Annotated in this window: 20 protein-coding genes and 1 pseudogene; 16 read left to right on the forward strand and 5 right to left on the reverse strand. The window is 49.4% G+C overall.

The genetic code is table 11. The features are described from left to right. Positions 1–37 precede the first annotated feature (37 nt). Genes dtnK through ACOZIO_RS09800 form a run of 3 tightly spaced genes read left to right on the forward strand, consistent with a single transcriptional unit; the run spans position 38 to position 3,146 of the window. Positions 38–1,378: a D-threonate kinase gene (dtnK, locus tag ACOZIO_RS09790; protein ID WP_421595231.1), complete on the forward strand. Its 1,341-nt coding sequence runs from the start codon at positions 38–40 to the stop codon at positions 1,376–1,378. Continuing rightward, the gene (locus tag ACOZIO_RS09795; RefSeq protein WP_421595232.1) at positions 1,371–2,351 is read left to right on the forward strand and encodes a D-threonate 4-phosphate dehydrogenase; all 981 of its coding nucleotides are present in this window, start codon (positions 1,371–1,373) and stop codon (positions 2,349–2,351) included. Before dtnK ends, ACOZIO_RS09795 begins: the two co-directional genes overlap by 8 nt. A 36-nt stretch (positions 2,352–2,387) precedes the next feature. After that, a complete protein-coding gene (locus ACOZIO_RS09800) occupies positions 2,388–3,146 on the forward strand; it encodes a DeoR/GlpR family DNA-binding transcription regulator (RefSeq protein WP_129953163.1) in 759 nt (252 codons plus the stop codon). A 73-nt stretch (positions 3,147–3,219) separates the two neighbouring features. Here ACOZIO_RS09800 and speD read toward each other — a convergent pair whose 3' ends face one another. The 3 genes from speD to ACOZIO_RS09815 all read right to left on the reverse strand — a co-directional run bounded on the left by speD (position 3,220) and on the right by ACOZIO_RS09815 (position 5,480). Continuing rightward, positions 3,220–4,014, reverse strand: coding sequence for an adenosylmethionine decarboxylase (gene speD, locus ACOZIO_RS09805; protein ID WP_129953162.1), 795 nt, complete (start codon positions 4,012–4,014; stop codon positions 3,220–3,222). A gap of 28 nt (positions 4,015–4,042) precedes the next feature. Then, the gene (speE, locus tag ACOZIO_RS09810) at positions 4,043–4,918 is read right to left on the reverse strand and encodes a polyamine aminopropyltransferase (protein WP_129991334.1); all 876 of its coding nucleotides are present in this window, start codon (positions 4,916–4,918) and stop codon (positions 4,043–4,045) included. Between the two features lie 214 nt (positions 4,919–5,132). Then, entirely contained in the window at positions 5,133–5,480 is a 348-nt protein-coding gene (locus ACOZIO_RS09815) for a YacC family pilotin-like protein (protein ID WP_013576967.1), read from the reverse strand. 208 nt (positions 5,481–5,688) lie between these two features. Between ACOZIO_RS09815 and cueO the strand changes: the two genes are divergently transcribed. From cueO to ACOZIO_RS09870, 11 genes are all read left to right on the forward strand, one after another. Next, the gene (gene cueO / locus ACOZIO_RS09820; RefSeq protein WP_421595233.1) at positions 5,689–7,293 is read left to right on the forward strand and encodes a multicopper oxidase CueO; all 1,605 of its coding nucleotides are present in this window, start codon (positions 5,689–5,691) and stop codon (positions 7,291–7,293) included. A gap of 259 nt (positions 7,294–7,552) precedes the next feature. After that, complete coding sequence (gene srlA, locus ACOZIO_RS09825) at positions 7,553–8,101, forward strand: PTS glucitol/sorbitol transporter subunit IIC (RefSeq protein WP_129953159.1); 549 nt, start codon at positions 7,553–7,555, stop codon at positions 8,099–8,101. Positions 8,102–8,148: 47 nt separating this feature from the next. Next, on the forward strand, positions 8,149–9,138 hold the full coding sequence (gene srlE, locus ACOZIO_RS09830) for a PTS glucitol/sorbitol transporter subunit IIB (RefSeq protein ID WP_217139491.1): 990 nt from the start codon (positions 8,149–8,151) through the stop codon (positions 9,136–9,138). 9 nt (positions 9,139–9,147) lie between these two features. After that, a complete protein-coding gene (srlB, locus tag ACOZIO_RS09835; RefSeq protein ID WP_129953157.1) occupies positions 9,148–9,510 on the forward strand; it encodes a PTS glucitol/sorbitol transporter subunit IIA in 363 nt (120 codons plus the stop codon). A gap of 22 nt (positions 9,511–9,532) precedes the next feature. Continuing rightward, the gene (gene srlD / locus ACOZIO_RS09840; protein WP_129953156.1) at positions 9,533–10,312 is read left to right on the forward strand and encodes a sorbitol-6-phosphate dehydrogenase; all 780 of its coding nucleotides are present in this window, start codon (positions 9,533–9,535) and stop codon (positions 10,310–10,312) included. Positions 10,313–10,364: 52 nt separating this feature from the next. Further along, entirely contained in the window at positions 10,365–10,727 is a 363-nt protein-coding gene (gene gutM, locus ACOZIO_RS09845) for a transcriptional regulator GutM (protein ID WP_129991337.1), read from the forward strand. Positions 10,728–10,806: 79 nt separating this feature from the next. Next, positions 10,807–11,580: a glucitol operon DNA-binding transcriptional repressor SrlR gene (gene srlR / locus ACOZIO_RS09850; RefSeq protein ID WP_129953154.1), complete on the forward strand. Its 774-nt coding sequence runs from the start codon at positions 10,807–10,809 to the stop codon at positions 11,578–11,580. After that, positions 11,573–12,538: an arabinose-5-phosphate isomerase GutQ gene (gene gutQ, locus ACOZIO_RS09855; protein ID WP_129953153.1), complete on the forward strand. Its 966-nt coding sequence runs from the start codon at positions 11,573–11,575 to the stop codon at positions 12,536–12,538. Before srlR ends, gutQ begins: the two co-directional genes overlap by 8 nt. A 111-nt stretch (positions 12,539–12,649) precedes the next feature. Continuing rightward, a complete protein-coding gene (gene hpt, locus ACOZIO_RS09860) occupies positions 12,650–13,186 on the forward strand; it encodes a hypoxanthine phosphoribosyltransferase (RefSeq protein WP_129953152.1) in 537 nt (178 codons plus the stop codon). Between the two features lie 429 nt (positions 13,187–13,615). After that, entirely contained in the window at positions 13,616–13,975 is a 360-nt protein-coding gene (locus tag ACOZIO_RS09865) for a tlde1 domain-containing protein (RefSeq protein ID WP_129991339.1), read from the forward strand. 307 nt (positions 13,976–14,282) lie between these two features. Then, positions 14,283–14,774 (forward strand): Hcp family type VI secretion system effector, encoded by a 492-nt coding sequence (locus tag ACOZIO_RS09870; protein ID WP_129991439.1) that lies wholly within the window; start codon positions 14,283–14,285, stop codon positions 14,772–14,774. Between the two features lie 987 nt (positions 14,775–15,761). Here ACOZIO_RS09870 and ACOZIO_RS09875 read toward each other — a convergent pair. Both ACOZIO_RS09875 and ACOZIO_RS09880 read right to left on the reverse strand, forming a co-directional pair. Next, positions 15,762–16,046: pseudogene (locus ACOZIO_RS09875) on the reverse strand (transposase); the annotation flags it as partial. A 609-nt stretch (positions 16,047–16,655) separates the two neighbouring features. Beyond that, positions 16,656–17,111, reverse strand: coding sequence for a DUF5680 domain-containing protein (locus ACOZIO_RS09880; RefSeq protein WP_129953149.1), 456 nt, complete (start codon positions 17,109–17,111; stop codon positions 16,656–16,658). 594 nt (positions 17,112–17,705) lie between these two features. On the opposite strand from ACOZIO_RS09880, the gene ACOZIO_RS09885 reads away from it, so the two are divergent. Beyond that, complete coding sequence (locus tag ACOZIO_RS09885; protein WP_047607110.1) at positions 17,706–18,197, forward strand: Hcp family type VI secretion system effector; 492 nt, start codon at positions 17,706–17,708, stop codon at positions 18,195–18,197. Continuing rightward, positions 18,198–18,593, forward strand: coding sequence for a DUF2778 domain-containing protein (locus ACOZIO_RS09890; protein ID WP_421595234.1), 396 nt, complete (start codon positions 18,198–18,200; stop codon positions 18,591–18,593). It abuts the gene before it with no gap. Positions 18,594–18,612 lie beyond the last annotated feature (19 nt).

The following is an 18,612-nucleotide window of genomic DNA, read 5'->3' on the forward strand; positions in this document are numbered from 1 at the left end:
CCAGCAAGATTAACCCAACCCGATCCTTTACGGAGCCATGATGGCTGAAACACTGACAATCCCGGCGTATCGCACGCCTGCTGCGCTTCTGGTTATCGCTGACGATTTTACCGGCGCGAATGACACCGGCGTGGCGCTTGTCCGCCAGGGACTGACCGCGCATGTGCAGTTTGATATTCAGACGGAAGTGGAGAGGGGCAGCAGCGCAAGCGCGGTGATTTACAGCAGTGACAGCCGGGCGCTGAGCGCGGCACAGGCGGCACAGAAAGTGACCCTGGCTGTGCAGGCGGGAATGGCGGCCATCTCTGGTCAGCATTGGGTGTTTAAGAAAATTGATTCCACTCTGCGCGGTAATTTAGGGGCAGAAACCGAAGCGGCGCTGACGGCGCTCCATTGCCCGCTGGCGATTGTCGCTCCCGCTGTGCCTGCACTTGGTCGTGTGGTGGCGGATGGTAAATGTTACGTCAACGGCCAATTGCTGACTGAAACCGAATTTGCAAGCGATCCGAAAACGCCGGTGCATACCGCCAGCATAGCAGAGCGACTGGCTGAACAGACGTCGCTGAAACAGCACCACGTCAGCCTTGAAGCGTTACGAAGCGGTGATTTGCACAAAGTGATATTTGCTCTGGTGGCGTCCGGCGTCCGCATTCTGATAGCGGACAGCGAGACGCCAGAAGATCTGAAGCTGATTGTTCAGGCCGCTGAAAGCCTGCCATTCAGACCGCTGATGGTGGGGGCTTCGGGTCTTATCCATGCGCTGACCGATGCCGCGTTGCATGACAATGAACATCCTCCGGTGATATCCGGTAAGAAATTGCCGTTGCTGGCAGTGGTCGGTTCGATGAGTGAAATCGCCTTGCAACAGGTGGCCTGCGTAATGCAGCACAGAGCGATTTCGCTGCTGGATATCGATGTTATGCCTTTGTTTTCAGATGAATTTATCGATATGCAGCAAACGCTGGTCGCGCAGATTTCTCAAGCGCTGGCGCAGGGCAAACACTGTGTGATCCGCACGTCGCAGGGCGCAGAACAGCGGCACCGGATTGCGCAATTTTGCCAGCAACATGACATCAGCCGCTCGCAGATGGGCGAGCGGATTGCCGCCTTTCTCGGGCAACTGATCCGGCACGTCTTACAGCAGACGCATCCGGGCGGCATTTACCTTACCGGCGGTGATATCGCGCTGGCGGTGGTTCGTGCGCTCGGGGCTAAAGGTTTTGAAATTAAAGGACAAATTGCAGGCTGCGTTCCCTGGGGATATCTGCAAGGCAGTCAGATTCACCGGCTGCCGGTCATGACCAAGGCCGGAGGGTTCGGTACCGAAAGTACGCTACTTGAAGTTTTACGCTTTATTGAGGAGAAGTTGAGTGACTAAAATTATCGCAGTAACGATAGGTGACCCTGCCGGTATCGGCCCTGAAATTATCATTAAAGCGTTGGCTGAAGGTGAGCTTTCCGGCACGAAAGCGGTGGTGGTCGGTTGTGCCGCCACATTCCGCCGTATCCTTGGCTTAGGTATCACGCCTGCAGCGGAACTGCGTATTATCGATGACGTCTCGCAGGCGAATTTCGCGCCCGGTGTGATTAACGTTATTGACGAACCGCTGGCAAATCCTGATGCACTGGTGCCGGGCAAAGTGCAAAAAGAGGCCGGGGATCTGGCTTATCGCTGTGTAAAACGCGCGACAGAACTGGCCATGGCCGGACAGGTGCACGCCATTGCTACCGCACCGCTGAATAAAGAAGCGCTGCATTCTGCCGGGCATATTTATCCGGGACATACCGAACTGCTGGCGAAACTCACTGACAGCCGCGACTACGCGATGGTGCTTTACACCGACAAACTCAAGGTTATCCACGTCAGCACGCATATCGCGCTGCGTAAATTCCTCGATACGCTCAGTCACGAGCGGGTAGAAACGGTGATTCAGATGGCGGATACCTTCCTGCGTCGCGTCGGTTATGAAAATCCACGTATCGCTGTCGCCGGTGTGAATCCGCATGCGGGTGAAAACGGGCTGTTCGGTGATGAAGAAATTAAGATTGTCGGGCCGTCGGTAGAGAAAATGAAAGCCAAAGGAATTAACGTCTACGGTCCATGCCCGCCGGATACGGTTTTCCTGCAAACTTATGAAGGGATGTACGATATGGTGGTCGCGATGTATCACGATCAGGGCCATATCCCGCTGAAACTGATGGGATTCTATGACGGGGTGAACATCACCGCCGGTCTGCCGTTCATCCGCACGTCGGCTGACCATGGCACCGCGTTTGATATTGCGTGGACAGGAAAAGCCAAGTCTGAGAGCATGGCGATCTCTATTCAGTTAGCCGTACAACTGGCGTAATTTCGCGCCAGTGGCGCAGAGCAAAAAGGAATCACGTTGACCGGACAAAGCCGCCTCGATCAGATTATGGATTATCTGAAAAGCCATAATCTGGTCACCGTAGAACAACTGGTTGCCGCCATTGCGGCATCTCCGGCGACTATTCGCCGCGACCTGATAAAACTGGATGAACAGGGCGTGATCAGCCGCAGTCATGGCGGTGTGACGCTCAACCGGTTTATTCCCAGCCAGCCGACCACCAATGAAAAACTGCAGCGCAGTTTGCAGGAAAAGCAGGCCATAGCAGAAGTCGCCGCTGCGATGGTGAAACCGGGGGACGCTGTGGTGCTGGATGCGGGTACCACGATGCTGGAACTGGCGCGTAACCTGACGCATTTGCCACTGCGGGTGATCACCGCCGATCTGCGTATCGCGCTGTTTTTATCAGAGTTTAAGCAAATTGAAGTCACGATTATCGGCGGACGTATCGACGACAGCAGTCAGTCTTGTGTTGGCGAACATGGCCGTCGTTTGTTGCGCAGCGTTTACCCTGACATTGCTTTTGTCAGCTGCAACTCGTGGAGTCTGGATAAGGGCATTACCACGCCGACGGAAGAAAAAGCCGGGCTGAAGCAGGATCTGGCGGTGAATGCACGTCGCCGGGTGTTGCTGGCCGACAGCAGTAAATACGGTGCGTACTCGCTGTTTTGCGTCACGCCGCTGGCTGAGATGACGGATATTATTACCGATAAAGGGCTGAACCGGGATATTCAGCAGGCACTGGGCGAACAGCCCTTTACGCTGACACTGGCCTGATTTACTCCCCCCGCCAAAACCAAAAAGGCCGGACATTGTAAACATGCCCGGCCTTTTCTTTATTCAGCCCTGATCAGACTGACGGAAGATTGCGACCGTAATAAATTTCCTGCATTTCTTTGTACAACAAATCGGTGATTTCCTTGCGTTCTGCGGCACTCAGTTCTTCCGGTTTGGCATTAAACAAATAATGCTTCAGATCGAATTCTTTCAATAACATCTTGGTATGAAAGATATTTTCCTGATACACGTTGACGTCCATCATGTCGTACAGCGCTTTTATATCCTGCGACATGAAGTTCTGAATCGAATTAATGGAATGGTCGATGTAATGCTTAACGCCGTTCACGTCACGGGTGAAACCACGCACACGGTAGTCGATAGTGACGATATCCGATTCAAGCTGATGAATCAGGTAGTTCAGCGCTTTCAGCGGTGAAATCACCCCACAGGTCGAGACTTCGATGTCGGCACGGAAGGTGCACAGGCCCGCTTCAGGATGGCTTTCCGGATAGGTATGCACGCAGATATGGCTCTTATCCAGATGCGCGACCACCGAATTCGGCAACGGGCCCGGATGCTCAGTGTTATCCACATCACGGGGATCCACCGGCTCTTCGCTCACCAAAATCGTGACGCTGGCACCCTGTGGTTCGTAATCCTGTCGCGCTACGTTGAGAATATTGGCACCGATAATGGAGCAGGTTTCGGTGAGAATTTCCGTCAGACGGTTGGCGTTATATTCTTTGTCAATGTAGGCAATATAGCCGTCACGATCATCTGCGGTTTTGGCGTAGCAGATATCGTAGATACAAAAACTCAGGCTTTTGGTCAGGTTGTTGAAACCGTGCAGTTTCAGCTTTTGCAATTTAGTTCACCCCCTTATGGATGCGGTATCAGCGCGCGGCTGACAGGGCATTCAGTAAATATTGCGGCAGGGCAAAGCTGCCATGATGAATCGCCGGATTGTAATAACGACAGGTGATGTCTGCGGCGTCGAAACGCGCCTGCAAGGTGTGGTTATCCATCTGGCGATATTCCGGGCTGTTTGTCGCCCAGGCGAAGGTCATGATGCCACCGTAATAAGTCGGGATCGCAGCCTGATAGAAACTGACATCACTGAAGTAATGACTCAGTTTGGTGTGGCTGTTCACCGCTTCATCCTGCTGGAGGAAACATACGCCATTTTGTGCCACAAAAATGCCGCCCGGATTAAGACAGCGGGCACAACCTTCGTAGAACGCCGACGTAAACAGGCTTTCGCCGGGACCGATAGGATCGGTGCAGTCGGAGATGATCACATCGAAGGTTTCAGCACTCTGATTAACGAAGTTCACACCGTCGTCGATCACCAGTTTGAAACGCGGATCATCATACGCACCGGCATTATGGTTGGGCAGATACTGGCGGCAAAACTCCACCACACCGGCATCAATTTCCACCATCGTGATCGCTTCCACGCCTTTATGGCGGCACACTTCGCGCAGCATGGCGCCGTCACCGCCGCCAATGATCAACACCTTTTTAGCGTGGCCGTGAGCGAACAAAGGCACATGGGTCAGCATTTCATGGTAAATGAATTCATCACGCTCAGTGGTTTGCACCACGCCGTCGAGTGCCATGACGCGACCCAGCGCCGCATTTTCGAAAATGACCAGATCCTGGTGATCGGTTTTTTCACGGTATAACTCTTTATCGACGCTAAAGTACTGACCAAAATGATCGTGCAGCGTCTCATGCCATATTTCTTTGGATGACGAGTTCCGGGACATGTCGTTGTTTCTCCTGATCAATCGCAGCCATAAAAATGGGCGCACATGATAGCTAACTCTGCCTGTCCATGCACGGTTGAATTTCAGACAGGTGAATGTAGGTTAAGTGTAGACGAGGCTGTCGTGGCGCGAAAAGTTGGGGAAAGCGGGGGAAGGGAACAGGCTCCGGCATCACAATGACGGAGCACACGGCTGAAAAACTGGCTGACGGAATTCAGTTGGTATAGGCCAGTAAACTCAGCGAGTCACGGGCCAGAGACTTACATTTTGTCGGTTTAGGCACGGCGATCCCGCTCAGATCACGGTAACTTTCTTCGCCCATCGACTGCATGTTAAAGCTGTTGTAATTGCTCAGATCCCAGCGGTTTTGCTGTGCGAAAAATACGATAGCCCGTTTGATTTGGGTATTCGGCAGTTGTTCGTAACCGCAGTTATTTTTCAGATAAACGAAGACGGCCGTCAGGTCCGCCAGATCTTCCGCTTCGGATTCACTCAGCGCCTGACTGGCGGAGGAGAAACCGAGCAGCGACAGTAATAACAAACACAGTGTTGTTTTTTTCATGGGTGTGTTCTTGTTCTTGTAGATTGAAAGTCAGGAAGACTTGGCTCACAGGCAGTTAAAAGGACGTTACCATATTTGCGCTGAGCGGCACCAAATTTCTTTTGCCGCGAAGGCGCTTGACCTTCCCCTTAGGGGAAGGGGTAGGCTGTTGTACTATTATGGCACGTTTGCGCCATCCGTCTGGTCACCCCCTCATAAGGACTGAAAAATGAACCGTCGCGATTTCGTGAAGTGGACGACCCTGATGGGCGCTGCCACTACGCTGCCTGGCTGGAGCCGCTTCGCGCTCGCTGCAGACCGCCCGGCATTGCCTGTTCCTGCATTACTTGAACCGGATATCCACAGCGCCATTATGCTCACATTACAACGCGGCCAGAGCCAGTTTCTGCCCGGTGTGAACACCGAAACCTGGGGCATAAACGGTAATCTGCTTGGCCCCGCGCTGCGTATCCGTCGCGGTAAACCGGTCAGTGTCACCATCAATAACCGGCTGGATGTGGCCAGCACCGTTCACTGGCACGGGCTGGAAATTCCCGGTGATGTGGATGGTGGTCCGCAAGGTCTGATCGGACCCGGTGAGAATCGCAAAGTCAGCTTGCAACTCGATCAGCCCGCGTCGACCTGCTGGTTTCACCCGCATCCGCATCAGACCAGCGGTTATCAGGTGGCGATGGGGCTCGCCGGGCTGGTGCTGATTGAAGATGAAAGCAGTGATCTGTTACAAATCCCGAAACGTTGGGGCGTGGATGATATTCCGGTCATTTTGCAGGATAAGCGCTTAAACGATGCCGGTAAAATCGATTATCAGATGGACGTCATGACTGCCGCCGTCGGCTGGTTTGGGCAGCACATGCTAACTAACGGCGCGGTGTATCCGCAGCACGGGATCTCCCGTGGCTGGGTACGTTTTCGTTTACTCAACGGTTGTAATGCCCGCTCACTGCATATCGCCACCAGCGATCAACGGCCGATGTATGTCATCGCCAGTGACGGCGGTTTCCTGCCTGAGCCGGTGAAAGTCAGTGATCTGCCGTTACTGACAGGCGAGCGTTTTGAAGTGCTGATTGATTGCAGCGACGGCAAAGCGTTTGATCTGGTCACGTTGCCGGTGAAGCAGATGGGCATGACGCTGGCACCGTTCGATAAACCATTGCCGGTGTTGCGTATTCAGCCGACTTTGACTCAAAGCGGCAGCGCATTGCCGGACACGCTGGTGCCGCTGCCCGCGCTGGTGTCAGTCGATAATCTGCCGACCCGCTGGCTGCAACTGATGATGGATCCGCAGCTCGATCAGCAAGGTATGGCGGCGCTGATGAAACGGTACGGACACAATGCGATGACCGGAATGCGCATGGATCATGGCGGGGACGAGATGGCAGCCATGCCGGGAATGTCTGATTCTGCCCACGACGGGCATGGCGGCATGGCCGGGATGGACATGGGTAAATCATCCGCGGGTTACGATTTCATGCAGGGCAATAAAATTAACGGTAAAGCCTACGACATGAACGTTCCTGCTTTCGATGTGAAACAAGGCCGGTATGAGAAATGGACTATCTCGGGCGAGGGCGACATGATGCTGCATCCTTTCCATATCCACGGCACACAGTTCCGTATTCTTTCTGAAAACGGTCAGCCCGTGGCGGCCCATCGTCAGGGCTGGAAGGACATCGTGCGCGTTGAAGGTGCCCGCAGCGAAGTGCTGGTGCGTTTTAACCATCTTGCCGGTAAACAACATGCCTACATGGCGCACTGCCACCTGCTTGAACACGAAGATACCGGCATGATGCTTGGCTTCACAGTATCAGCGTAATCCGTATAACTGCTTTTCTTTCTGTAATTTCTTAAAAATCAGCGGGCCGGAGCCATTATCCGGCCCGCCCCTTTCCGTATCTTCCCTCGTCCCTGTCTTTACCTGTGCGCTCTCATGATTTTCAATCTTTCAAATTGAAAGATTAAACTTTCAAAATGTGATCAATATATAATTAATATTAATTCATAATGATTATATTTCCTGCGTGGAGTGACAAAACATGAAAGCTTAAACCCACGTATCCCTACAGGAGAAGATGATGATTGACGTAATAACGCACGGTGCCGGGTGGTTTATCGGCCTGTTTCAAAAAGGAGGAGAAGTGTTTGTCGGGATGGTCACCGGCATTCTGCCTCTCCTGATTAGTTTGCTGGTGGTCATGAACGCGCTGATCGTTTTTGTCGGACAGCGGCGGATCGAACGTCTGGCGCAGCGCTGTGCCGGGGATCCGGTTTCACGGTATCTGCTGTTACCGGTGATTGGCACCTTTGTTTTCTGTAACCCGATGACCCTCAGTCTTGGCCGTTTTATGCCTGAAATCTACAAACCCAGTTATTACGCTGCTGGCTCTTACAGCTGCCATTCCATGAACGGCCTCTTCCCGCACATTAACCCCGGTGAGTTGTTTGTGTATCTCGGCGTTGCCAGCGGGCTGACCACGCTGGGATTACCGCTCGGACCGCTGGCCGTCAGTTATTTCCTGGTCGGCATGGTGACTAACTTCTTCCGCGGCTGGGTCACGGATCTCACCACACGCATCTTTGAACGCAAGATGGGCATTCAGCTTGATCGTGAGGTTCGGCTGTAATCAGCGTCAATTCTAATCAGGTCAAATTCTAAAAAGCGGAGCAGAAAATGAGCGTTACGATTCGCATTAACCGGGGTGAAGGTGGCTGGGGTGGGCCGTTGTTGATTGACGCGGTGCCCGGCAAAAAAGTGATGTATATCACGGCGGGCACGCGCCCGGCGATCGTCGACAAGCTGGCAGAACTGACCGGCTGGGAAACGGTAGACGGTTTTAAAGAAGGTGAACCACCGGCAGAAGAAATCGGTGTGGCGGTGATCGACTGCGGCGGCACGTTGCGCTGCGGCATCTACCCAAAACGGCGCATCCCGACCGTTAACATCCATTCGACCGGTAAATCAGGCCCGCTGGCACAGTTTATTACCGAAGACATTTATGTTTCCGGTGTCCGTGAGCATGACATCGTGCTGGAAAATGCAGACGCCGCTGAACCGGCCACGGTGACGGCTAAACCCGCACCGGCTGGGGCAGGGCGTGATTACGACACCACAAAAAAAATCACCGAACAGAGCGACGGCCTGCTGGCGAAAGTCGGTATGGGCATGGGCTCCGGCGTGGCCGTTTTATTCCAGGCCGGGCGCGACACCATCGATACCGTGCTCAAAACCATCCTGCCGTTTATGGCCTTCGTGGCGGCGCTGATCGGCATCATTATGGCCTCGGGTCTGGGCGATCTGGTGGCGCACGGGCTGACGCCGCTGGCGAAAAGCCCCGTCGGGCTGGTGTTGCTGGCGCTGATCTGTTCCTTCCCGCTGCTTTCTCCTTTCCTCGGCCCCGGCGCGGTGATCGCCCAAGTCATCGGTGTACTGGTCGGGGTGCAGATCGGGCTGGGCAATATCCCGCCACATCTGGCACTGCCTGCACTTTTCGCCATCAACGCTCAGGCGGCGTGCGATTTCATTCCTGTCGGGCTTTCATTGGCTGAAGCCAAACAAGACACCGTGCGCGTCGGTGTGCCTTCGGTGCTGGTCAGCCGTTTTCTGACCGGTGCGCCGACGGTACTTATCGCCTGGGCCGCTTCCGCTTTCATTTATCAGTAAGGAGTCACTGTGCAAACCATTTATCAAACCACGATTACGCAAATCGGCGACTTCGCCCGTGAAGCCTTAACCGACCAGATGCTGATCACCTTCCGTGAAGGTGCGCCGGCGGATATTCAGGATTATTGCTTCATCCACCGGCACGGGGACATGCAAGGGGAACTGCACCGTGGTGCGTACATGGAACTGGCAGATGTGCGTTATCCGGTGACTGCCGTGGGAGAGGTGGCAATGCAAAATTTGCGTGAACTGGGGCATATCACTTTGCGTTTTGACGGCAGTGCCGAAGCGGAATTTCCCGGCAGCGTACATGTAAAAGGCACCGCGCCCGACGATATTCCGCTGGGCAGCGTATTGAAATTTATCGATTAACTAGCAGAGTCAGGAGTCAGTAATGGAACAGGTTGCAGTCGTGATCGGCGGGGGGCAGACGCTGGGCGCATTTCTCTGTCAGGGGCTGGCTGAATCCGGCTATCGCGTGGCGGTGGCGGATCTGAATGAGGAAAATGCTGCCTCCGTGGCAGAGCAGATTAACCGGCAGTTTGGCGGGGAAAGGGCATTCGGGTTTGCTGTTGATGCTACCCGTGAAGCCAGCGTAGTCCGGCTGGCGAAAGCGGTGGATCAGACGTTCGGCAAGGTCAGTTTGCTGGTGTACAGCGCGGGGATGGCGAAGGCATCGCCGATCACGGATTTTGCCCTCAACGATTTTGACCTCTCGTTGCAGGTCAATCTGGTGGGGTACTTCCTCTGTGCCAGGGAGTTTTCCCGTCTGATGATCCGCGACCGTATTCCGGGACGCATCATCCAGATCAATTCTAAATCCGGCAAAGTGGGCAGCAAACATAATGCCGGTTACAGCGCGGCCAAGTTCGGCGGCGTGGGGCTGACGCAGTCTCTGGCGCTGGATCTGGCGGAATATGGCATCACCGTGCATTCACTGATGCTGGGCAATTTACTCAAATCGCCGATGTTTCAGTCATTATTGCCGCAGTACGCCAAAAAACTGGGCATTCAGGCCGACGAAGTCGAGCAGTATTACATTGATAAAGTGCCGCTCAAACGCGGGTGTGACTATCAGGATGTGCTGAATATGCTGCTGTTTTATGCCAGCGATAAAGCCTCTTATTGCACCGGTCAGTCGATCAATATCACCGGCGGTCAGGTGATGTTCTGATGTGTTCCGCCTCTGTTTACAGGGGCGGATTTTTGACATAAAGGAGAAGATAATGACCCCGACTTCGGCATTAATACTCTGTGCGGTACTGGCCTGGGTGGCACAAATCGCACTCGGCTGGTGGCAGTTGCAGCGCTTTAACCGGGCATTTGACAGGTTGTGTATGCAGGGAAAGGTGGGCGTCGGGCGTTCCGGCGGACGTTTCAAGCCGCGAGTGGTACTGGCGCTGGCTTTCGATAAACAGGAAAAAGTCTGTGACGGATTTTTACTGCGCGGCCTGACAATTTTCGCCCGTCCTCAGCCGGTCACGACGCTTAAGGGCATGAGCCGGGAACAATTGATGTCAGGTGTGATCTTCCCGAAAGATCCGAATATTCAAACTGCACTATCATTAGCGATTGAACCGAAATCATGATATTTTCACTTTAAAAGCTATTATCTTTCAAAAAGAATGATGGCTGTGAATTTATCTTAAAATTTGAGCGAAAATCGTGATGAAACCTAAGCAACGGCAGGCGGCGATACTGGCGCATTTGCAGCAATTTGGAAAAACGGCGGTGGACGATCTCGCCGCGCATTTCGCCACAACCGGCACCACTATCCGCAAAGATCTTACCCTGCTGGAAGAAGAGGGCGCAGTGATCCGCACTTATGGCGGTGTGGTGCTCAGTCGTGAAGAAGGCGACCAGCCTATCGACCGTAAAACCCACATCAATACCGGCAAAAAACTGCGTATCGCCCGCGCAGCTATCGGGGAGATCCAGGACGGCGACTCGCTGATTTTTGATGCGGGCAGCACCGTGATGCAGATGGTGCCTTTTCTCAGCCAGTTTAATAACATTACGGTTATGACCAACAGCCTGCATATCGTCAATGCGCTGGTCGAGCTGGATAATGACCAGACCATTTTGATGCCGGGCGGCACCTACCGCAAAAAATCCTCTTCCTTCCACGGCAGTCTGGCCGAAAGCGCGTTTGATAAATTCAATTTCGATAAGCTGTTTATCGGTGCTGATGGTGTCGATCTGGATGGCGGCGTCACGACATTCAACGAAGTTCACGGTGTCAGTCAGGCAATGTGTAAAGCGGCTGAACGTATTTTCCTGCTGGTGGATTCATCAAAATTTGGTCGTAAAAGCCCGAATGTGGTGTGCCATTTAGGTAAGGTCGATACGCTGATCACGGACAGCGGGCTTAGCAGCCAATACCGTGATGCCATCGAAAAATTAGGGATCCGCATTATTCTGGTCGGGGAAGACGATGAGTGACGCATTACTGAATTACGCCCGTGAAACGCTGGAAATTGAAATTGAAGAAGCCCGCCGGTTACTGACGCGTCTGGATGATAATTTCCTCTGCGCCTGTCGCTTGTTGCTCAATTGCACCGGCAAAGCCGTCGTTTCCGGCATGGGAAAATCCGGTCATATCGGCAAAAAAATTGCTGCTTCACTGGCCAGTACCGGCACACCGGCGTTCTTTGTGCATCCTGCCGAAGCATTGCACGGCGATCTGGGTATGATCGGCAGCGAAGATGTGCTGATTTTTATCTCTTATTCCGGCCGGGCAAAAGAGCTGGATCTGATCCTGCCGTTGCTGAAAGAAAACCGAACCCGCCTGGTTGCCATCACCGGCGGCAAAGACTCTCCGCTGGCGCTGGCGGCAGATTGTGTACTGGATATCAGTGTCGAGCGCGAAGCCTGCCCGATGGGGCTGGCACCGACCTCGAGCGCGGTGAATACCTTAATGATGGGGGATGCGCTGGCGATGGCACTGATGCGGCATCGCGGTTTTGGCGCAGAAGACTTTGCCCGTTCCCATCCCGGCGGCAGCCTGGGTGCGCGGTTGCTGAACCGCGTACATCACCTGATGCGCACCGGCGATCGTCTGCCGGTGGTGGACAGCCGGAAAAATGTTATGGATGCGATGCTGGAACTGAGCCGCACCGGTCTGGGTCTGATCGCGGTATGTGACGCCAGCCTGCACGTTGCCGGTGTGTTTACCGATGGTGATTTGCGCCGCTGGCTGGTCAAAGGCAATAGCCTGAACGATCCGCTGGTCAGCGCCATGAGCCGTCCGGGATATCTGCTTCCGGCGCAATGGCGGGCTGGTGAGGCGCTTGAAGCACTGCATCAACAGCATATCAGCGCCGCGCCGGTGGTCGACAGCGAAGGCGTGCTGGTCGGCGCGATCAACCTGCATGACCTGCATCAGGCCGGGATCGGCTGACACCAGCGTTACCCATCAACCGGTTCTTTGATATAATCCATTCCACTATATGGTCGCTGTTTTTCTGAAAAGCAGCGATAAATATTCTTAAATCAGGTGGCTAGTCTTTATATGAAACATCGTGTTGACGTCATGATTTCCGAGCAGGAAGTCAAAACCCGAATTGCCGAATTGGGCCGTGAAATCACCGACCACTACCGCGACAGCGGCAGCGAAATGGTGCTGGTGGGATTGCTGCGCGGTTCCTTCATGTTCATGGCTGACCTGTGTCGCGCCGTAGATGTGCCGCATGAAGTGGACTTCATGACCGCCTCCAGCTACGGCAACGGCATGTCCACCACCCGCGACGTTAAGATCCTTAAAGATCTCGATGAAGATATTCGCGGTAAAGATGTGCTGATTGTTGAAGACATCATCGATTCCGGTAACACGCTGAGTAAAGTACGTGAAATCCTGCAACTGCGCGGTCCGAAATCCCTGGCCATCTGTACCCTGCTGGATAAACCTGAACGCCGTGAAGTGGACGTAAAAGTGGAATACGTGGGTTTCCCGATCCCCGATGAATTCGTTGTCGGCTATGGCATCGATTACGCCCAGCGTTACCGCCATCTGCCGTATGTCGGCAAGGTTGTGATGCTCGACGAGTAGTGATTAGCTACCCGATTTAGCTATTTCCGGCGAGGGTAACAGTGAATTTAAATGAAAACGGCCTTCAGATTTGGAGGCCGTTTTTTTAATTGCTTAAAAAACAAATAATATATTTACCTAATCTATTTTCATTCCATAAACATAAAATTGAAATCCATAGGGTTTAAGTATAAGTTATTTTTAATGATCACATACATCATTATAGTTTTGTATAAGCTCTGGTTTTTAATGGAACGAATAATGAAAAGATGTTTGTCAGAGATGAAATTATAAATAAATGATAATCTTCTGGAAGATTAACGACGTCAATATGAATGATGCATGAGGCGATTTTATGGGTCATGCCGATAGTTTATATTCATGATATCTATGATTGTTTCATAAAGTCTCAAAAAAATCACCATGATTAACCAAACAAGGATGGATATCATGACATGGGAATATAATCAACGTACCGGGGAGTTGAGCCATAACGGACAACTTTTTAGGCAGGGCTATAGCGGACATGGTGCAGGGATAAATAATCCAGCTATGGAGTCTGTGAGCAGTCAGGGTCCAATCCCAAAAGGTTATTATCGTATAACTGGAGCACATAATACCGTTACGCCTGTCACCATCATATTGGAACCTATTTTGGGGACTAATACATATGGGCGAGACCTGTTCAGAATCCATGGCGGTTCAAGGGGAGGCGGACGCAATGCATCGAATGGTTGCATGATCATTGATGGCGTAAGTAATCGTGAACAAATCATGAATAGCGGTGACACGATTCTGGTGGTCAGATGATGAAAATTTTACTGTCTTTTTTATTAATGTTTTCATTTTCGGTAGCCGCCACGATGTAAAAAACTTCCATGCAGTTAACTCATCAGATAAAAAATCAGGGTGCTCTCCCTTCTTAAAGGTGGGGCTTTACCCTTCAGTACCGATAATGTATGTGCTTTACCCTTTTATAGCATCAAAGAACCGGAATTTAACCAATATGTCGTTGATGCAATTCAGGCTCTTTATAAGGTTCCGAACAGCAAAGCGTGTATCGATACTATTGTAAATACTATCGGACAATCAAATGGATTTATAGATGACAATTAATATGGGCATTCCTGTTTATATGTTTTTGTATGATGATGGCGGCAATATTATTAAGGGTGGCGTTGACATTCGAGGCCGTGAATACAGTGTGGAAGTGTTAGGACTGCATCACAGTGTACATATACCAACCGATAACCATAACGGTAAGTTCACCGGAACCTGCCAGCACCTTCCATTCCTGATAGAAAAAGAAATCGATTCATCTTCCCCCTATCTCTACAAAGCGCTTTCTACGGGGCAAACGCTGACGCGTGTGGAACTGAAATATTATCGAATCAACGATGCAGAGCAAGAGGTGGTATATTTTACTATTCTGCTGGAAAACGTGAGAGTCGTTAACCTGATGCCCGTGATGTTTGATATCAAAGATCCCGCGAAAGAAAGATTTAATCATATGGAAATCGCAGAATTCCGTTATGAGAAAATCACCAGGAAGTATGTGGATGGTAATATCCAATACGCAGATGCCTGGAATGAAAGGGCGACGGCATAGTTAGTGTGCAGATAATGGCGTAAAAACTACGCGAAAAACCTCCTATTCTTGGACTTAAGTTAGGATATTAATCAATTAAATTAAATGGTTTTTATTTCAGTAACCATGCATTGACCATATCGACATTCTCCTTCAATGTAAAACATCCTTGCGGGTACTGCATGCAGTACCCTCCATAAACCCAGGGGTGGAATTCACTTACATTACAAAAAATATTTTAAACTAAATCAGAGGGTTCTTTTTCCTCCAAATGAAATTATCCCTATTTTTTATCCTGAAAAATAACCATGGTATAACCCAGGCGAGTAAAAATAAAGGTATCGCTAAAATGACAGAAAGATTAACAAGATTATAGATTTGGTAGAGTAACAGAACTAAAAGAGCGGAAAGAGAAATCAGGATGATTCGCAAATATAGAATTAATTTCCTCGTAGGTCTATCAATATAGGCCATGATTATTTCAGCACCACAATAAGGACATAGGGTACTGTTTTTCTCTAATTTACTCTCACAAAACCCGCATATGGCATGCTCATCAATAGGATTGCTTTTCACGTAAACCTCTCGAACTAACTTTTGCTGTGTATGAATTATTGCTAAATATTATTTTATTTTAATTATTCTAATTGCTACTCTTTAATTCAATTGTACTTTACATAACTTCTTTTGAAATTTGCAAGGGGATTTTTTACCAACCTTAAGTGAATATGTAAGGGTTTTGTTCGTTTTTGGTGATGACTTTTCTGGCCAAGATTTTTCTTATTTTAAAATTTTAGATATAACCCTTGTTCTAACATGATAATGAGTTTTTAAATATAAATTGTAACTAAGAGGTTTCCTAGTGAAGGCGCTTTATGAAATTTTTGTTTTGTAATAATTACTCAGGGTTTTATTTATGATGAGTTTTTCTGACAGATACAAGTGGTGCAAATGCGGGGCGTAGAGTCAGACATCTACAGGTTTGTACAGTACCGGAGAGACGCGCATCAGTTTCAGCAGACAGTAAATCCGGTGTATGCGTTTGTATTTCCAGACATGCCCCTGCCTGTGAAGCACCTTGCAAAACTTCTTAAAGCCGTAGCGCGGATAACGTTCGGCCATCTCTGTCAGCACCTGGATATCACCGATGCATCCCGCCATATTTCGCCTTCCGGCTGTAATAACGTGAAGGCGAAATATGGCCTTGCTGCAGATGTCTTTGACGGTGCGCCCGGCTTTTACAGATTTCAGAATGGAAATGGTCTGATACCCGGTGAGGCGGATTTTATGCATGGTGGCCTCCTCAGGGAACATAATCAGTATGCCGGAACATCTCTAAAAGAGAATGGCGCGGATTGCAGGGATACTTACACATGACCATCTCAGCGCCTACTTCCATGATCCTGTATTGAACAAAAGTGACGCGTGTGGGTATGCCAGAAAGTGTACCGATTGTTTTAGGAAGTGGCTGACAGGGGATTTGTTATCTAAATCTGATTTATTCAACAAAGCCGCTCGCTTTTTCTCTTAGGATACTTTTGCCTCATAGGAAGGTTTTAAAAAAGGGCGGGTAGTCTGCTTTTTCACACAGGAACGAACCGAGCAACAGAGTGGAACTTCATCAAAGTAAAAAATAGAATTCATCCATTTCTGAGGTCAACACAGAATCAGAAAAAATACTCGTTTAAATATGGGTGTGGTGGCTGTAGCAAGCGAGGAAGAATATTGTATTCGAGCCGGTGAAGATATGCTAAAAGCTCGGACATTGGCTCATCCAGTGAGCCTCGATTAGGCAGTTACGCTAGGTATATCCAGTAACTGTTCCTTTGAATATTTATTTCCCCTGTAACATGCCAGATTGTTGTCAGAAGTAATATAGCCTAACCTTATTGAAGGGGGCGATTATACTAACATTCCTCCTGATAAAATTAAATTGTAATATGTTTCATCATTAAATTGTATTGTTTCTTGCCCCTGGAATTTTTGGATAGAACCAAAAAGAGTATTGGAATAAACGAAACCCGAAGATTCATTTTCTCGGGGCCCTCTGATAGGATAGAGTTCATCTGCAAGCCCTTGATTTTTCATTGATAAAACTTTCATTTTGCGAATAGTTCTTTCATCAATTCTATCATTGGTTGCACCACCTTGATACTGCATAACCCATATGGGGAATTTTTTAAATGAAATGATTACTTGCCCGTAAATACTCCTCCCCTCCGTAAAGTAATTTCTATAGGTATAGCCACCATCATTATACTCAATGATTTTCATATCACCCCCTGTTAATGAATTTATAATTACATTTTCAGGGTTTCTATAAAGAAAACGATTTGCTTTTATTAAAAACTCTTCCATTTACACTCTCGAAATTTTAATCTCATGCAGATAATAAGTCCTTAGAATTGTCAATGTATTAAAAAGATATGAAATTTAAAAATACTTAGCATTCATAAAGGTTTTTTTATAAATATGTCGAAATTTTCGCTTCCCATGAAATTTTAACGTCAATTATGAGAGTCCGTATTACTCATGATGCTAACTGTGCATGAATAACCTTAGAAAAACCTTAAGAACAGAATTTATTTGAATCTTTTTTTACGAAATTAATCTAAATAATACATCTCATTACTAATAATTCCCTATGTATTCAATTTTTTCAATTATTCCTATGGCTGGATACAAGCTTTTAGCACCATTCCTGGCTTTGTTGAATAAATTAGACTTTTGGCCGCAATCAGGAGCAGATCATTCATGATGACCTGCTCCCTGTTGATTAAGTTTTTTCTGATACGATTTCCATATATTTCTGAATGTTATGCATGGCAATTATCTGCCATCTGAATACTTCGCCTGCAAAATGGAAAAACCCTGCCTTGCGGTAAAAGTCCATATTGTTCAAGTGGTTTTTGGGTATATGTTTTCCCTACAAAACATAAGGAGTTGTTAACAATGGCTATACCAGCGTATTTATGGTTGAAGGATGACGGCGGGGCAGATATCAAAGGTTCTGTCGATGTGAATGGACGTGAAGGTTCAATTGAGATTCAAGGTTTTGGACACTCTCTGCATCTTCCAACTGACGGGGCTACAGGCAAGATCACCGGCACGCGTATACATGCGGCATTAGGTTTTGAGAAAGAATTCGACAGCTCTAGCCCTTATCTCTACAAAGCAACCGCCACCGGTCAAACTCTCCAATCTGCCGAGTTTAAATGGTACAAAATCAACGATGCAGGCCAGGAAGTTGAGTACTTCAACATGTATCTCGAAGGCGTTAAAATTGTATCAATCTGTCCAACAATGCACCATATCAAAAACCCAGCCTTCGAAAAGCATAACCACAACGAAAGTGTTGAGCTTCGCTATGAAAAAATCACATGGAAATATTGTGACGGTAACGTAATTTTTGCCGACGCCTGGAATGAGAGAGTGACCGCTTAAATGGCTATCACCTGTAGCTATGTATTAAATGGGATGGAAACATCAATTCTGAGTTGTGCTGGTGTCGGCAATTTCCCTGCCTTCTCAGGCCAGTTAGTGGGGCGAAATAACCCGACATTAACTAATATCGCTGATCTGGGACCACTTCCTACAGGGCGTTACTTTATTGTCAGTCGCGTATCTTGGGGGCGCTTAGGCGGCATACGAAATGCTGTCCTTAAATATGGTTACGGCACTGACAGAGAAACATGGTTTGGGCTCTATCGCGATGACGGAAAGATAAACGATGAAACTTTTATTGAAGGAGTTAAACGTGGAAGTTTCCGGCTTCATCCAATCGGACCACAGGGGCTCAGTGAGGGGCTGTATTACCATGACATCACAATCCGATTTTGATTATCTTCGGACTGCATTG

Source organism: Rahnella sp. PD4 (genome assembly GCF_049199325.1).
GTDB lineage: Bacteria > Pseudomonadota > Gammaproteobacteria > Enterobacterales > Enterobacteriaceae > Rahnella > Rahnella perminowiae.

Excerpts from the sequence above, each read along its gene's own strand:
- srlA (WP_129953159.1), top strand. The coding sequence starts at position 7,553 with ATGATTGACGTAATAACGCACGGTGCCGGGTGGTTTATCGGCCTGTTT.
- gutM (WP_129991337.1), top strand. The coding sequence starts at position 10,365 with ATGACCCCGACTTCGGCATTAATACTCTGTGCGGTACTGGCCTGGGTG.
- hpt (WP_129953152.1), top strand. The coding sequence starts at position 12,650 with ATGAAACATCGTGTTGACGTCATGATTTCCGAGCAGGAAGTCAAAACC.
- srlR (WP_129953154.1), top strand. The coding sequence starts at position 10,807 with ATGAAACCTAAGCAACGGCAGGCGGCGATACTGGCGCATTTGCAGCAA.
- ACOZIO_RS09890 (WP_421595234.1), top strand. The coding sequence starts at position 18,198 with ATGGCTATCACCTGTAGCTATGTATTAAATGGGATGGAAACATCAATT.
- srlD (WP_129953156.1), top strand. The coding sequence starts at position 9,533 with ATGGAACAGGTTGCAGTCGTGATCGGCGGGGGGCAGACGCTGGGCGCA.
- cueO (WP_421595233.1), top strand. The coding sequence starts at position 5,689 with ATGAACCGTCGCGATTTCGTGAAGTGGACGACCCTGATGGGCGCTGCC.
- ACOZIO_RS09885 (WP_047607110.1), top strand. The coding sequence starts at position 17,706 with ATGGCTATACCAGCGTATTTATGGTTGAAGGATGACGGCGGGGCAGAT.
- srlE (WP_217139491.1), top strand. The coding sequence starts at position 8,149 with ATGAGCGTTACGATTCGCATTAACCGGGGTGAAGGTGGCTGGGGTGGG.
- gutQ (WP_129953153.1), top strand. The coding sequence starts at position 11,573 with ATGAGTGACGCATTACTGAATTACGCCCGTGAAACGCTGGAAATTGAA.
- speE (WP_129991334.1), bottom strand. The coding sequence starts at position 4,918 with ATGTCCCGGAACTCGTCATCCAAAGAAATATGGCATGAGACGCTGCAC.
- ACOZIO_RS09865 (WP_129991339.1), top strand. The coding sequence starts at position 13,616 with ATGACATGGGAATATAATCAACGTACCGGGGAGTTGAGCCATAACGGA.
- ACOZIO_RS09815 (WP_013576967.1), bottom strand. The coding sequence starts at position 5,480 with ATGAAAAAAACAACACTGTGTTTGTTATTACTGTCGCTGCTCGGTTTC.
- ACOZIO_RS09870 (WP_129991439.1), top strand. The coding sequence starts at position 14,283 with ATGGGCATTCCTGTTTATATGTTTTTGTATGATGATGGCGGCAATATT.
- dtnK (WP_421595231.1), top strand. The coding sequence starts at position 38 with ATGATGGCTGAAACACTGACAATCCCGGCGTATCGCACGCCTGCTGCG.
- ACOZIO_RS09880 (WP_129953149.1), bottom strand. The coding sequence starts at position 17,111 with ATGGAAGAGTTTTTAATAAAAGCAAATCGTTTTCTTTATAGAAACCCT.